This window comes from Flavobacterium flavigenum (assembly GCF_027111255.2).
GTDB classification, from domain to species: domain Bacteria; phylum Bacteroidota; class Bacteroidia; order Flavobacteriales; family Flavobacteriaceae; genus Flavobacterium; species Flavobacterium flavigenum.
The window spans coordinates 2,516,768-2,531,327 of sequence record NZ_CP114285.2; the positions used below are offsets into that span (position 1 = coordinate 2,516,768).

Annotated in this window: 12 protein-coding genes; 6 read left to right on the forward strand and 6 right to left on the reverse strand. The window is 33.6% G+C overall.

Annotated elements, in window-relative coordinates; genetic code table 11:
* Positions 1-26: 26 nt before the first annotated feature.
* Positions 27-1,367: an FAD-dependent oxidoreductase gene (locus tag OZP09_RS10225; protein ID WP_281310710.1), complete on the reverse strand. Its 1,341-nt coding sequence runs from the start codon at positions 1,365-1,367 to the stop codon at positions 27-29.
* 396 nt (positions 1,368-1,763) lie between these two features.
* On the opposite strand from OZP09_RS10225, the gene OZP09_RS10230 reads away from it, so the two are divergent.
* The 3 genes from OZP09_RS10230 to OZP09_RS10240 all read left to right on the forward strand — a co-directional run bounded on the left by OZP09_RS10230 (position 1,764) and on the right by OZP09_RS10240 (position 4,339).
* Positions 1,764-3,218, forward strand: coding sequence for a serine hydrolase (locus OZP09_RS10230; protein WP_281310711.1), 1,455 nt, complete (start codon positions 1,764-1,766; stop codon positions 3,216-3,218).
* A gap of 84 nt (positions 3,219-3,302) precedes the next feature.
* Positions 3,303-3,719, forward strand: coding sequence for a DUF6157 family protein (locus OZP09_RS10235; RefSeq protein ID WP_269237697.1), 417 nt, complete (start codon positions 3,303-3,305; stop codon positions 3,717-3,719).
* A gap of 215 nt (positions 3,720-3,934) precedes the next feature.
* Positions 3,935-4,339 (forward strand): hypothetical protein, encoded by a 405-nt coding sequence (locus OZP09_RS10240; protein ID WP_281310712.1) that lies wholly within the window; start codon positions 3,935-3,937, stop codon positions 4,337-4,339.
* 48 nt (positions 4,340-4,387) lie between these two features.
* Here OZP09_RS10240 and OZP09_RS10245 read toward each other — a convergent pair whose 3' ends face one another.
* Positions 4,388-6,778, reverse strand: a complete 2,391-nt coding sequence (locus OZP09_RS10245; protein ID WP_281310713.1) for a penicillin acylase family protein — start codon at positions 6,776-6,778, stop codon at positions 4,388-4,390.
* A 105-nt stretch (positions 6,779-6,883) separates the two neighbouring features.
* Between OZP09_RS10245 and OZP09_RS10250 the strand changes: the two genes are divergently transcribed.
* Complete coding sequence (locus tag OZP09_RS10250; protein ID WP_269237699.1) at positions 6,884-8,440, forward strand: hypothetical protein; 1,557 nt, start codon at positions 6,884-6,886, stop codon at positions 8,438-8,440.
* Positions 8,441-8,526: 86 nt separating this feature from the next.
* Positions 8,527-10,338 carry a hypothetical protein gene (locus OZP09_RS10255; protein WP_269237700.1) on the forward strand — a complete coding sequence of 604 codons (1,812 nt, stop codon included), beginning with the start codon at positions 8,527-8,529 and terminating at the stop codon, positions 10,336-10,338.
* A 61-nt stretch (positions 10,339-10,399) separates the two neighbouring features.
* On the opposite strand, the gene OZP09_RS10260 is transcribed toward OZP09_RS10255, so the two are convergent.
* From OZP09_RS10260 to OZP09_RS10275, 4 genes are all read right to left on the reverse strand, one after another.
* On the reverse strand, positions 10,400-10,849 hold the full coding sequence (locus OZP09_RS10260) for a YMGG-like glycine zipper-containing protein (protein WP_269237701.1): 450 nt from the start codon (positions 10,847-10,849) through the stop codon (positions 10,400-10,402).
* 107 nt (positions 10,850-10,956) lie between these two features.
* Positions 10,957-12,231 carry a kynureninase gene (gene kynU / locus OZP09_RS10265; protein WP_269237702.1) on the reverse strand — a complete coding sequence of 425 codons (1,275 nt, stop codon included), beginning with the start codon at positions 12,229-12,231 and terminating at the stop codon, positions 10,957-10,959.
* A gap of 168 nt (positions 12,232-12,399) precedes the next feature.
* Positions 12,400-13,449, reverse strand: a complete 1,050-nt coding sequence (queA, locus tag OZP09_RS10270) for a tRNA preQ1(34) S-adenosylmethionine ribosyltransferase-isomerase QueA (protein WP_163395267.1) — start codon at positions 13,447-13,449, stop codon at positions 12,400-12,402.
* A 30-nt stretch (positions 13,450-13,479) separates the two neighbouring features.
* Positions 13,480-13,638, reverse strand: coding sequence for a hypothetical protein (locus tag OZP09_RS10275; RefSeq protein ID WP_269237704.1), 159 nt, complete (start codon positions 13,636-13,638; stop codon positions 13,480-13,482).
* Positions 13,639-13,807: 169 nt separating this feature from the next.
* On the opposite strand from OZP09_RS10275, the gene OZP09_RS10280 reads away from it, so the two are divergent.
* A complete protein-coding gene (locus OZP09_RS10280) occupies positions 13,808-14,347 on the forward strand; it encodes a DUF3575 domain-containing protein (RefSeq protein WP_281310714.1) in 540 nt (179 codons plus the stop codon).
* Positions 14,348-14,560 lie beyond the last annotated feature (213 nt).

Consider the following 14,560-nt stretch of genomic DNA (forward strand, 5'->3'; position numbering starts at 1 on the left):
TCAGAAATTGATTTTTGACATTGAATTTATTTGTGAAGCAATTCCAGAATCCTGTTTTCAACTTCTGGTGAATTCCAGATGTTTTCGATATTATCTAATTTTAAAACTTCTTCCATGATTTCGTTTTGGAAATCTCCTATCGCCAGAGCCTCTGCGTAAGGACGATCACTAAATGTTACACGACTATATAACGGAATCCATTTATCAGGATGTTTGTCTGAAAAAACTTTTTCTATCTTCTTTTGCAGCAAAAATTTCTCATCTGCCGTTTTAGTGCTCATTTCTATAAAATTGCGATAAGAAAGTTCTGCAATCGCATCTGCATTTGGCTTACGCGAAATTTGATATTCTGAAAAAATCTTTGTCCAGTCGTCACCATACCTTTCAATCATTTCATTTAAAACCGAAATATCTTCAAAACCGGCATTCATTCCTTGCCCGTAAAACGGAACAATGGCGTGACATGCATCTCCAATTAATGCGATTTTATTTTCAAAAGTCCACGGAAAACATTTCATCGTTACCAAAGTACTCGTTGGATTTTTAAAGAAATCATTTGCCAGTTCCGGAATTACCTCAATTGAATCCGGGAAGTTTTTCGTAAAAAAATCTTCTACCATCTCCCGGTCTGTTAATGAAGCAAATGAATTTTCTCCTTCAAAAGGCATAAATAAAGTACAGGTAAAACTTCCGTCAAGATTAGGAAGCGCAATCAGCATATATTCTCCTCTTGGCCAGATATGAAAAGAGTTTTTATCCAGTTTATGCGAGCCATCTGCATTTGCCGGAATATTAAGTTCCTTATAACCCATATTCAAAAATTCCTGTGAATAATTGAACATGCTCTGACGCTGCATTCTGTGGCGAATCCTGGAAAAGGCACCATCGGCCCCAAAAACCATATCAAACTTTCTTTCTTCCCACTCCCCTCTTTCGGTTTCTCCAATGTGCAAAGTCGCATCATTCAAAGTAACATCCCAAACCTTCTGTTCAAAATAAAATTCGGCACCTGCCTCTTCAGCCAGGTCAATCATTCTTCGGTTTAGTTTTCCTCTTGAAATCGAATATATCGATTCTCCTTCCTGACCGTAATTCTGAAAATTAAGTTTATCAACCAAATGAATCGCGCGCTTGTCCATCGGAATTGCAATTTCACGAACCGAGTCTCCAATACCAACTGCATCCAGCGCTTTCCAGCCCCGATTGGACATAGCAAGATTTATAGAACGTCCGGAGAAATTGATTTGGCGAATATCCGGACTGCGATCATAAACATGAACAGTATGTCCGGCTTTTTTAAGATAAATTGCCAAAAGTGATCCTACGAGTCCGGAACCAACTACAGCAATTTTTAATGGAGTTTGCATCAAGGGAAAATCTAATATTGGGTCGTAAAAATAAGTAATAATTATACATAAGCTTTAAAATACAGCAATTATTTGCCGTAAAGGCTACGAAAATCTAAATATTTACATGGGCATGACCCGCTGAAAAAGCGGGCCGGGCTATTCGCTAAATCTTTTGTTCCGTTTCTCTTCACAAAAGGATACCGCTGCTATCCCTCATGCGGCACTCACTTTCATAAGGAAATCCTTTTAATGATTTATCAATAAAAAAAACACCGCTCTTGAAACCAAAAGCTAAATCAACCGTCTAATATTTTATGAGATAAATCAATTCATTAAAAAATCGTAAATTAGACACAACTTACTGAATATCTAATAATTAAAAAAAATAATCAATCAAAAAACGAATCAGTCACTATGAAAAAATCAATTAAACTAATCTTGCTGTTTGCAATTATTCATCTATTCACATCAACTATTTTTGCCCAGGATAAAGCAAAAAAAATCGAACAGCTTTTAAACAAATACAATGAATATGGCCTTTTTAATGGTTCTGCCTTAGTTGCTGAAAACGGAAAAGTTATTTTTAAAAAAGGGTACGGTTTTGCCAACATGGAATGGAATATTCCAAATAAAACAACTATAAAATTTAGATTAGGTTCAATAACCAAACAATTTACAGCCTTACTGATTGTGAAACTTGCCGAAGATGGCAAACTTAAACTTGATGCCCCGATTACTGCATATTTACCGGATTACCCGAAAGAAAACGGCGACAGAATAACGATTCATAATCTACTGACACACACATCCGGGATTCCTAACTATACAGATGCCCCTAATTTTTTTAAAGATAAAAGCAGAAATCCCTATACTCCGGAAGAATTTGTAAAAACATTTGATAAACTGCCTCTTCAGTTTAAGCCAGGCGAAAAATTCAGTTACAGCAATTCTGGTTATTTTTTACTGGGCTATATTATTGAAAAAGTTTCGGGTAAAACATATGAACAATATTTGCAGGAAACTATACTTACCCCTTTAAAAATGGTCAATACAGGTTATGACCATAGTGATATCATCTTAAAAGACAGAGCGGCGGGTTACGAAAAACAAGGAAAAAGCATTCGCAATGCTCCGTATATAGACATGAGTATCCCGTATGCAGCCGGGTCTTTATATTCGACTGTTGAAGATTTATATCTTTGGGACCAATCGTTTTATACAAATCAATTACTCTCTCAAAAGTCTATGGATTTATTGTTTAAACCTTACATCAATACTGGCGGAAATGATTCCTATGGCTACGGATGGTCTATAGAAGAAGCTTCAAATGGCACTCAAAATAAAGTAAAAGTCATCGAACATGGCGGAGGAATAAACGGTTTCAACACCATTATTTCACGCATTCCCACGGACAAGAATCTGGTTGTGTTACTGAATAATACAGGCGGAACAGTTTTAAACGAAATGAATGATGCAATTCGTGCTATTTTATATAATCAGCCTTTTGATCAGCCTAAAAAATCATTAGCACTTGAATTACTGGATGTTTTTATGACAAAAGGAACTGTTGATGGCCTTGATGCTTATACAAAGTTAAAAAATGATCCGACCTATAAAATCAAGGAAGGCGACATGAACAGAGTTGGATACTTATTATTAACGGCGGGAAAAAAGAAAGAAGCAATCGAAGTTTTCAAAATCAATGTTGTCACTTTTCCTAAATCAGGCAATGCTTACGATAGTTTAGGAGAAGCTTATTTAGCCGATGGTGAAAAAAAACTAGCCATAGAAAATTATTCAAAATCTATTGATCTTGATCCTACGAATGAAAATGGAAAGAAAATTTTATTAGAAATTTCAAAAAACTAACCATAATTAAGGATTAGTCTATTATACAATATCTCTGTATAAAAATCTGTATTTTAGATTATTGCTAACGAATAAATAATTAAGATGAAAGTTCATACTACAAATTATGAGAATACATTTATTGAAGCTGCAGAAGATTGTCCTGTAAAAAATGGGGAAATCCCACCACTAAAAGGTAAAAATAAAACAATCGCCAATATTGAATTTGAAATGATTAGCAAAAACCCCTACAAGTATTCATCTGATGATGTTTTGTTTCAGGTTTTTGCAGAAAAAAATGATCTGACAAAGTCAGATTACAAAAATGCAAGGGAAGCCTTTTTTTCTAAAGGCCAAGCATGCCTAAGAGCTTCACCTTTAACAAAACGTTACGGCTGGGGAATTCATAATGATGAAAATGGAAAAATCGCCCTTTACGCAATGGAGACCCCTCAATATGAAAAATATTTAAACGATAAAAACATTAAAGTTGTAAAAGCAATGCGAAGCTCCAGAAAATAATTCTGAGATAAGGCTATAATGCATTATAACTATTATTATATTACTCCGACAGTACAATTTTTAATTTGTATTGTCGATTTTTTATTAAAAGTCATTATTGTAAATCGAATATTTAAAGCAAAAAATATTATTTTAACGCGACCCTAATCAATATGCAACTTTAATAACCTATGAAAAGCTTTACTAAGTACCCTTCTTTGATTTTATTACTATTTATGTTTATACCTTGTATAAGTATTTCACAACAATACAAGACTGCAGTACAAATGCCCACACAGCAAAATGCAATTATTGTCAATAAAATTATTGAGGCAACTCAATACAAAACTTATTTTGTTGATTATTGCTTAAATAAAATAAACGAAACTGCCAGCAAAGAAAAATGGGATGAACAAAAAACTGTTGAAATAACAGAGACAATTAACTTTAGAAACTTCAGGGATGCTGTTTATAATTTATTTGCATTTCATGATGAAATAGAACTGGAAACACTTTTAAAAACATACCAAAAAGATAAAATATATCAGACTACCAATATCATGACAACCAACAAGGCACTTAATTACAACCTTGACATATATGCCAGGGATATTGTTAAGGGAAAATATATTTCTAAATAAGCTGCTGAGATTATTAGGTTCTAAGCTTTCTTAGAACCTAAAAAAAATCTACCCTTTAGGTTTAAAAACCAATTTTGTCGAAGTCCTTATAATCTCGTCTTTATTCAGTTTCATCTTTCTAAACTTTCCGGCGTTGTACATTTCTGCCTGATCATCATAATGTTTGCTAAATGGGTTTCCGGATTGACCGGTCGGTAAGATGCTCCAACTGTTTTCTATATCCGAAAAATCAACGACTCTTCTTGTCGAAGGACCGCCTTTTACATAATATTTTGCTTCGCCATTATATCCAAAAAACAAATTATTGATTACTTCATTGGAACCCGGAGAATTGAAAGGTCCCACATTAAATAACTTTCGGAGTGCTGCAATTTTCCCTAATGGATGTTCGTGTTCTACCGTATGCACTTTTCCCCAATTCCAGTCAGAAATATTTTCACCTAACTGATTTTGCAAAGCAACGATGGCATCTCGGAATGCTTTTGAAACAACAACAGTTCTCGTTTCTTTTATATTTTTGGTTTTGATGTTATCCCACCAAACTGAATTTTCATTTTTGATCTGATTGGCAATAACTTGTTTTCCTAAAGAAATTCCTAAAAAAAGATTGAAATTGTCTTTACCCATTTCGTCTTCAAAAGTATTTTTCAAATACAGATAAATCCACTTGTTGTAAATCGTAGGCGCGACATCCTTTATATTCGTCGTTCCCTTCCATGATTTTAAAACTTTCAATGCTTCTTTTTCTTTGTTTGAAAGTGGTTTTGAATCTAAACCCGAAATGAGATCTTTAACCACACCAACCGCAACATCAGAAGTGTTATCGTAAATCATCTTACTGATCCCTTCTTTGTCCCAATCGGATTTTGCGTCCAAAAGTCCCGAAATTCTTTTGGCGCGGTCTTCTGGCAAATAATATCCTGGGTAAAGAAATCCATTATCAATAGCTTCTGGCTGATTATTGGCAGAATAAACATATCCCCATTTCGGATTTTCAGCTGAAGGATTTTTTTCAAAATCTAAAAACCTGGTAATATCATCTTTACCTGTTGAACCATCTAAAATTAAATGTGTATTTATACCCTCATTATGCCTGTATAATTTCCCGCTCGCCCACCATCCAACATTACCTTTTGCATCGCCATACATTACATTTAACCCTGGTGCAGCGATCAGACTAACCGCTTTTTTAAAATCGGCAGTATTTTTAGCATGCGAAAGTCCGTAAGCTGCATCTAAAATCAAGATAGGCTCTCTTGTATAAGTCCATGACATCGCAATTGGATTTTTCTTATCTAAGCGTTCAATTAAATCATTCATAACAGGTCCGTGGCGCGTTATTTTAACTGTAAGAATAACATCTGAAGAATCTTTTACTTTTATTGTTTTTTTTCTGATTTCATATTTGCTAAAACCTGTCGGCGTTTGGTATTGAGAAGGGTCGCCTGTTTTGTTTTTTTCCTGATAAAAATCGATATCATCATTTTCGAACATTGTCAGACCATAAGCATAATCCCTGTTATGTGCCAAAAGCGGAAATGGAGTTCCTGCCAGGTAACAGCCATACAATTCTTGCTTCGGTGTAACTAAATGTGCTTCATACCAGGTTCCAGGCTGAGAAAATCCGATATGTGGATCATTTGCAAAAATAACTTTTCCTGTTTTGGTTTTATTTGCTCCCACAACCCAGCTATTGCTTCCAACAAACGGTGGAACTGGAGATTTATCCAACAGAAGAGCAACTGATTTTGCTATCTCAGTATATTCTTCTACATTTTCTTTTGAGTTTTTAATTTGTGTTGTATTGAATTCGCCTTCGATTCCTAAGTCTTTTAAATATTCAACACCATATTTATCCCGGATTTCTGTAAGCAAGGGATCCGTTTTTTGCGCCATTGCAAAACTAAAAGACATATAACCGAAAATATTATACACATCTTCTATGGTAAATTTTTGCTTTTTTACGCCTACCAAAGTAAATTCTATTGGAGTAACCCCATTCTCTAAATATTGATTTATTCCGTCAAGATAAGCCTGGGTAAGTTTATAGCTTTCGCTGTTTTTATCTAATTTCGCAATTGCTTTTGCAGAAGCTTCTTGAATACCAATTCCGGCAAAAAATGTATCATTTTTAAGTGCGACACCTCCAAAAATTTCAGATAAACGTCCAGGAGCAATTCGGCGCAGTAATTCCATTTGCCATAATCTTTCCTGGGCATGAACATAGCCTAAAGCAGTCATAGCGTCTTTCTCTGAATCAGCATAAATATGAGGCACCCCAACATCATCAAAATATACGGTAGTTTCTTTTTTGAGATTTTTTAATTGTACTTCCCCTTCATATTGGGGTTTCAAATGAAAAATATAAGCAAATAAACTTATCGCAGTAACGACCAACAGTACCAAAACTGCTAACAAAATCTTTTTAATTATCTTCATACTCAAAGCTTAGGAAAAGTAATATTATAACTTATAATCTAAATAGTGTAAAAAACAATATTATTTAAAAACCTAAATTTATGTAATTAATACCAATACGATATAATGTCAATCTACAAAAAAATAGCAATCGGTTTAATTTTTGTACTTCTTGTTGGAATATTTCTCAACATTGGTCTTAACTACTGGATCAAAAAGCAGCTTCCCATTATTATTCACGAGAAAAACAACACGGCTTATGATATCAATTATGAAAAAATTGAAGTTTCATTATGGTCCAGAAATATTTATACAGAGACATTATTGGTAAATCCGAAAAACGCACCGAAAGACAGCAAAAATGGACTTTTTTCTAAAATCGAGTCCATTACAATTGAGCATTTCAATATTTGGGATTTGGCTTTTAAGGATATCATTCAGGCGGAAAGCATTATTATTAATAAACCCCGTGTAATTCTATATAAAAAAGGTGAAAAACTTTTGAACAACAGCAAAAGCATTAAAACACAAATTATTGAACCTTTCAGAAAAATAATTGCTGTTTCTAACATCTATTTGAATGATGGAACAGTCGATGTTGTTTCTTTAGATACTGAAAAACCAATTTTTAGCGTTAAGAAAATCATATTAAAACTGGAAGGAATTTTAATTACGGATGCTACCCTTAAAGAAAAAATTCCAATTCAATATAAAACTTATGCCCTGGTTATTGATAGTTTATTTTACAGACCAAGTGCTTTTTACCATATCAATATTGGTAAAATAAGTACTGAAAAGAACTTTTTAAAAATCAATAATTTCTCTAATCTTCCTCAATTTAACCGACGTGATTTTACGAAACGCCTAGAAAAAGAAAAAGACATTTATACACTTAAATTTGATTCGGCCCAAATTAAAACAATGGACTGGGGCTTTAAGAATGACCGCTTTTTCTTCAAGGCAAATTCGGTTGTAATAAATCATTTTGATGCCAATATTTATCGCGGCAAAATGCCAAAAGACGATTTAAGCAAAAAATATCTTTACAATCACTTATTACGAAATATTAAATTTCCGCTTCAAATTGACACTTTACAGGCTTTGAAATCAAAATTGGTTTATGAAGAAGAAATAGATTTTTCTAAAGGGCCCGGAGTTCTGAATTTTGATAAATTTAATCTACAGGCAACCAATCTAAGAAGTGGCTTTGGCTTAAAAAAAACCAATGATGTTAAGATTAAAGTAAATTGTATTTTCATGAAAACTTCACCTCTTAATGTCGACTGGAGTTTTAATGTTTTAGATAAAAAAGACAGTTTTCATATTCAGGGCGTAATTTCAAATTTTGATGTTGCGACAATGGGACGATTCAGCAAGCCTTATATGAATGCATCATTCACAGGAGTTTTTAACAAATATCGCTTTAACTTTTATGGGAATGATATTATTTCAAAAGGAAATGCTTCATTGGATTACCACGATCTTAAAGTGAAATTATACAAAAAGAAAAAGCCTGAAAAAGAAGCCCAACTCAAAAGTGCTATCGTTAATCTGCTAGTTAAAAATGACTCAAATGACAAGACAAAAACTGCTGATGTTGAGTTGGAACGTATTCAGGAAAAATCCTTTTATAACTTTTTATGGCGCAGTATAGCTGAATCCCTGAAGAAGATTCTGATTTAAATATGAACGAATCTTAAACCTGACAATTATCAGGTTTAGAGAAAATGTTTTTTTCAATCTTTGTTTTTATTTTTAATTGAAAACAAATGACAAAGAAACGTTTACACACTTTTCATATTCCGGTAATGGGACTTGCTTATACCATTGATAGTCCGATTCGGGTGGCGCAATATGGCATTTCGTCTGTAATATCAATTGCAGACGATGATCTGATTGAGAAGATGCGTAATTTTTACAGTGCCAAATTCAACCTTCCGTATGAAGAAATAACCCAAAAATTTCACGATTACCGGGCTGAAAGAATTACATCTTATCTAAATCTGGTTGATACAATCGTAAAAGAGAAATTCGAAAATTTTAAATCCGAAATAGCCGGGAGCAAAACTGCTTTAGAAAACTTTATTGCGATGCTGCCGAATACATCAGATATCAAAAAAGGTTTTCAAAATTTACTTGAAGATGGAATTTCTGTTAAAGAAAATATTCAAAATTATATCGAGTCCCATCTTTTTCCGGGAGAGATTGATGTGAATATTATGACGAAATTAGACAAAGATAATTTCGTCAAAAACAAGCAGCTTTCGACTGAATTTAATGATGCTCATGCTGCTTTAAGAGGCTTTGCCAACAGTAATCTCCAATCATCAGTTGTGCTTTCTGCCGGAATGAATCCGAGATTGTATAGTTATTTTGAAAATTTCAGTGATTTTTTTCCAGATGAAAATAATCATCTTAAAAAGAAAATCATTTTAAAAGTAAGTGACTTTAGATCTGCGATGATTCAGGGAAATTTTTTAGCCAAGAAAGGACTCTGGGTATCTGAATACCGAATTGAATCCGGACTAAATTGCGGCGGACATGCTTTTGCAACTGACGGACTTTTACTGGGGACGATTCTTGAAGAATTTAAACAGAAAAAGCAGCAATTGATTCAGACTTCACATGATATCATGACAAAAGTACTCCAACAGAAAAATGCATATTTTCCTGAACAGCCTTTAGATTTAAAAATTACCGTTCAGGGTGGCGTGGGTACATCTCAAGAACACGAATTTTTACTGGACAATTATAATGTGGATTCTGTTGGCTGGGGATCGCCATTTTTATTGGTTTCAGAAGCCACATCTGTAGATGATGATACCCGAAAATTATTGATAAATGCTAAAGAAGAAGATCTTTACTTAAGTCATATTTCGCCTTTGGGAGTTCCGTTTAATACTTTGAAAGGAACGACAAATGAAATTCTGAAACAAAAGCGCATTCGGGAAAACAAGGCAGGAAGTTCCTGTCCGAAAAAATTTCTGGCATTAAGCAAAGAATACGATCCACACGGAATTTGTACTGCGTCAAAAAAATACCAGGACATTAAATTGGAAGAACTGAACGCTATAAAAACTACTATTTCACTCAATGCTTTTGAGAATGCTAAAGCTAAAATTACAGAGAAATCCTGTTTGTGTGTTGGTTTAGCAAATGCTTCTTATTTAGAAAATGACATTAAAATAAAAGGACAGTCTCAGGGAGTTGTAATTTGCCCAGGACCAAATATGGCATATTTCGACCAGGAAGTTTCATTAAAAGATATGTTACAGCATATTTATGGAAATAAGTCTATCTTAAGAACCCAAGATCGTCCAAATTTATTTGTGAAGGAATTAAAAATGTACATAGAGTATTTTAGAAATGAAATTGAAACAATTTCCGGAGAAATAAGTGCAAATCAGATTAAAAAATGGAATACTTTTAAAAGCAATATTTTAGAAGGAATCGACTATTATCAAAATCTTTTTTCACACACTTTATACTTTAAAAATGATGAAGAGAGAACGAAAAATCAATTTAATTTTTATAAATCAGAATTAAATTCAATACAAATACCAATACCAAAACTAGCTTAAATAACAAAACCCCGATTGATGAAATCGGGGTTTTGCTTATCATTTATTATAGGATTAAATCTTATTCTTTTTTCTTTTTGCTGCCATCAATAATAGCTCCAGTTCCTGTACCTACAGCAGCTCCTGTCAAACCTCCAATGATAGCACCTTCACCTTTTTTCTTACTGACTGCTGCCCCTGTAATCGCTCCAACTCCGGCACCAATCACTGCGCCTTTTGCTGTAGCACTCCAGCCTTTCTTTTTAGCAGGAGCCGCTGTAGTTGTAGTTGTTGCATCCTGACGCACTACGACAACTTTTTGTGCTTCTGTTTTTCGTGCTTCTTCTGCTTTTTCTTTTTCCTCCTGCAGATTAGCCATTTCTGTTTTCATCGAATCAATGACTCTTTGTTTGTTAATTTCAACTTTCATTGAATCTATACTGGCCTGCTTCGCTTTCTCAATATCAGCTTTTCCCTGATTTTGACAAGAAATTACAGTTAATGCGACTAATAAAGAATATAACGCTTTCATAATTGTATTTTTTTTAAAAAAATTATAAAACAAAGTAAGTCAGAATGACTGAATAATGTGTTACAAAATTTTGAAGAAAATTTACAGAATTAAATGAAAGAGTTTTTTTATTTTGACAGAATTCCATATTTTAAAATCTGTCCAAAATCATACATATCCTCAAAAGAACAATATAAAGGAACTGGTGCCAGACGAATGACATTAGGCTCGCGCCAGTCTGTAATCACGCCGTTTTTCATCAAATAATCGAATAAGCTTCTTCCCTCACCATGTAAAAAAACGGAGAGCTGACAAGCTCTTTCTTCCTGATTTGATGGTGTTATAATTTCGAAATTACTATCAACTTCCTTATCAATTTCATGGAGTATAAATTCCAAATAAGAGGTAATTTTATCTCTTTTGGCGATTAAAGCATCCATTCCTACCTCGGCAAACATTTCTACAGAAGCTAAATAAGGAGCCAAAGAAAGTACCGGTAAATTACTGATCTGCCAGCCACCCGCACCTTCAACTGGATCAAAATTAGGTTCCATTTTAAATCGGCGCTCTTTATTATGTCCCCACCAGCCTGCAAATCTTGGCAAGTCTGAATTATGATGTCTTTCATGAACAAAACACCCGGAAGCATTTCCTGGACCTGAATTCATATATTTATAACTACACCAGGCAGCGAAATCTACATTCCAGTCGTGTAGTTCTAATTTTATATTTCCAGCAGCGTGAGCTAAATCCCAACCTACTTTTGCACCAGCTTTTTGTCCGGCTGCAGTAATGGTTTTAATGTCAAAAACCTGCCCGGTATAATAATTTACGCCTCCAATTAAAACCAAAGCCAACTCGTCACCAACTTCTTCAATTTTTGCCAGAATATCTTTAAGTCGAATATTGTGTTCGCCTTCACGGCGTTTTATTTCTACAATAGCATCTTCCGGTTTATATCCATGAAAATGAACCTGGCTTTGAAACATATACTGATCTGACGGAAAGGCTTTTTCTTCGCAGATAATTTTATAACGGGTTGCAGTAGGCTGATAAAAAGAAACCATCAGCAAATGAAGATTTACAGTCAGGGTATTCATAACCGTAACTTCTGAAGGCAGGGCACCTACGATTTTACTCAAAGGTTCCGGGAATCTTTCCTGATAATCCCACCATGGTTTTTCTGCATAAAAATGACCTTCTACCGCAAAATGTGCCCAGTCATTCATTATTTCATCAATATAGGATTTGGTTCTTTTGGGCTGTAATCCTAAAGAATTTCCGGTGAAATAAATAACACGTTTACCATCTACTTTAGGAAAAATAAACTGATCCTGATAATGATTTAAAACGTCTTGTGAGTCAAGTTGTTTTGCGAATTCGCGTGTATTTTGAAAAGTCATTGTTTTTTGTTTTGCCTGCTAAAATAACAATTTTTGTTTGTTTTGTTTCAAGTTTAAAGTTTCAAGTTGCCAATAAATCGTGAAACCTGAAACTTAAAACCATTAAAAAACAAAAAAACCCGACAGTTTCTAAAACTATCGGGTTCTTATATTGAAAATTAATTCCGATTAAAGAATCAACATTGCATCTCCGTAAGAATAAAACTTATATCCTTCTTTGATTGCTTCATCGTAAGCTTTTTTCATTAAATCATGTCCACAAAAAGCTGAAATCATCATTAATAATGTTGATTTTGGCGTATGGAAATTAGTAATCATACAGTTTGCAATACTAAAATCGTGAGGAGGAAAGATAAATTTATTTGTCCAGCCTTCGTAAGGATTCAAAGTATTTGCAGAAGAAACAGAACTTTCAATGGCACGCATAGAAGTTGTTCCTACTGCACAAATACGTTTTTTCTTTGCTTTTCCTTCATTTACGATATCACAAGCTTCCTGAGTTATAATTAATTCCTCAGAATCCATTTTGTGTTTTGATAAATCTTCAACCTCAACTGGGTTAAAAGTTCCTAAACCTACGTGTAAAGTCACCTCAGCAAAATTCACTCCTTTGATTTCCAGTTTTTTCAAAAGGTGTTTTGAGAAGTGCAAACCAGCTGTTGGTGCTGCTACAGCTCCCTCTTCTTTTGCATAAATCGTCTGGTATCTGTCTGCATCTTCGGGAGTTACCTCGCGGTTGATATATTTAGGGATTGGAGTTTCTCCAAGCTCTGTCAATTTATTTCTGAATTCCTCATAAGAACCATCATATAGAAAACGTAAAGTTCTTCCGCGTGAAGTCGTGTTATCAATTACCTCAGCAACTAAAGAGTCATCATCGCCAAAATAAAGTTTATTACCAATTCTGATTTTACGTGCCGGATCAACCAAAACATCCCAAAGACGTTGTTCTGAATTTAGTTCTCTCAACAAGAAAACTTCAATTCTTGCTCCGGTTTTTTCTTTATTTCCGTACAAACGTGCAGGGAAAACTTTTGTATTATTTAGAATTAAAACGTCTCCGTCATCAAAATAATTGATTACGTCTTTAAACATTTTATGTTCGATAGTGTTTTTTTTACGGTCAATTACCATTAAACGGGACTCGTCTCTGTTTTCTGCCGGGAATTCAGCCAAAAGTTCTTTCGGTAAATTGAAATTGAAGTGTGATAATTTCATATTTGAATGATTGATTTTAGAATGTAGATTTTAGATTTTGTATCTAAAATTGTAAATCGTGTGCAAATATACGATTGTCAGACAGGCGTTGTCAAGTGTTTTGCTGTTTATTTTCAAAAGTCGTTGATTCAGTGGTGTTTCGACAACATCAAAAAACATTTTTGTACCATATAAATGATATAAGTTCATTTAATTCGAATTTTAGCGGTCAGCAGTGTTGGAAATGCAGAAATAACAAAATTTAAATCATTTTTTTTTACACAGAAAAATTGTATTAAATTTAACTTGAAACGAAGATTTAATTAACGTTTTTTAAGCCAAATTAATATATGTTTGCCTGAACAATCAAACATATATTATGAAAAAAAAATACTTAATAATTGTAATGTTATTTTCGATTTGTGCTGTTAATGCCCAAAATGACAACTCTACAAATGAGAAAAAAAATGAAGTAAAATTAAATGTGTTACTACCTCTAACTGGCGCACTTGAAGGAACTTATGAAAGAAGCTTAAATAGAAAATCTTCATTAGGTATTTCAGTTTTTACTGTGTTCGATAACGATAAATCAGAAGAAGATTTAAATTATTCTATATCAACATACTATAGAAGATATTTTGGAAAGAAATTTGCTTCTGGTTTTTTTGCCGAAGGTTTTGGTATGTTAAGCTCAATTGACGGAAAAAAAATATATGATACAAATGATAATTCAAAATTTACTGAAGGTTCTGATGTAATTGATTTTTCCCTTGGTTTAGGTTTAGGAAGTAAATGGGTTACTAAAAGTGGATTTATATTTGAGGTTAACGCTGGTTGGGGGAAACTATTATTTAATGCTGAAAAGACTGACCACACCCAAGTTGTAAGATTAGGTTTTAATTTGGGTTATAGATTTTAAAAATAATTAAACTTGGAAATGACAATTGGAATAAATTGGAATGGACATACATAAAACATAAACTGCCGAACCGCTAACCGTCGTTTGAAAAATTAGTAACTACTTTTTTGTTTGGCTAAAGCCGAAAAACTAATCATAAAAAACCTCCAGTCGAAACTGAAGGCTATTGAAATTATGCTCATTTTATTTAAATGGAACTTATATCACTTATAT

What these genes read in the sequence shown, in the direction of transcription:
- OZP09_RS10225 (WP_281310710.1), bottom strand. Translation starts at nt 1,367, where the DNA reads ATGCAAACTCCATTAAAAATTGCTGTAGTTGGTTCCGGACTCGTAGGA.
- OZP09_RS10230 (WP_281310711.1), top strand. Translation starts at nt 1,764, where the DNA reads ATGAAAAAATCAATTAAACTAATCTTGCTGTTTGCAATTATTCATCTA.
- OZP09_RS10235 (WP_269237697.1), top strand. Translation starts at nt 3,303, where the DNA reads ATGAAAGTTCATACTACAAATTATGAGAATACATTTATTGAAGCTGCA.
- OZP09_RS10240 (WP_281310712.1), top strand. Translation starts at nt 3,935, where the DNA reads ATGTTTATACCTTGTATAAGTATTTCACAACAATACAAGACTGCAGTA.
- OZP09_RS10245 (WP_281310713.1), bottom strand. Translation starts at nt 6,778, where the DNA reads ATGAAGATAATTAAAAAGATTTTGTTAGCAGTTTTGGTACTGTTGGTC.
- OZP09_RS10250 (WP_269237699.1), top strand. Translation starts at nt 6,884, where the DNA reads ATGTCAATCTACAAAAAAATAGCAATCGGTTTAATTTTTGTACTTCTT.
- OZP09_RS10255 (WP_269237700.1), top strand. Translation starts at nt 8,527, where the DNA reads ATGACAAAGAAACGTTTACACACTTTTCATATTCCGGTAATGGGACTT.
- OZP09_RS10260 (WP_269237701.1), bottom strand. Translation starts at nt 10,849, where the DNA reads ATGAAAGCGTTATATTCTTTATTAGTCGCATTAACTGTAATTTCTTGT.
- kynU (WP_269237702.1), bottom strand. Translation starts at nt 12,231, where the DNA reads ATGACTTTTCAAAATACACGCGAATTCGCAAAACAACTTGACTCACAA.
- queA (WP_163395267.1), bottom strand. Translation starts at nt 13,449, where the DNA reads ATGAAATTATCACACTTCAATTTCAATTTACCGAAAGAACTTTTGGCT.
- OZP09_RS10275 (WP_269237704.1), bottom strand. Translation starts at nt 13,638, where the DNA reads ATGAACTTATATCATTTATATGGTACAAAAATGTTTTTTGATGTTGTC.
- OZP09_RS10280 (WP_281310714.1), top strand. Translation starts at nt 13,808, where the DNA reads ATGAAAAAAAAATACTTAATAATTGTAATGTTATTTTCGATTTGTGCT.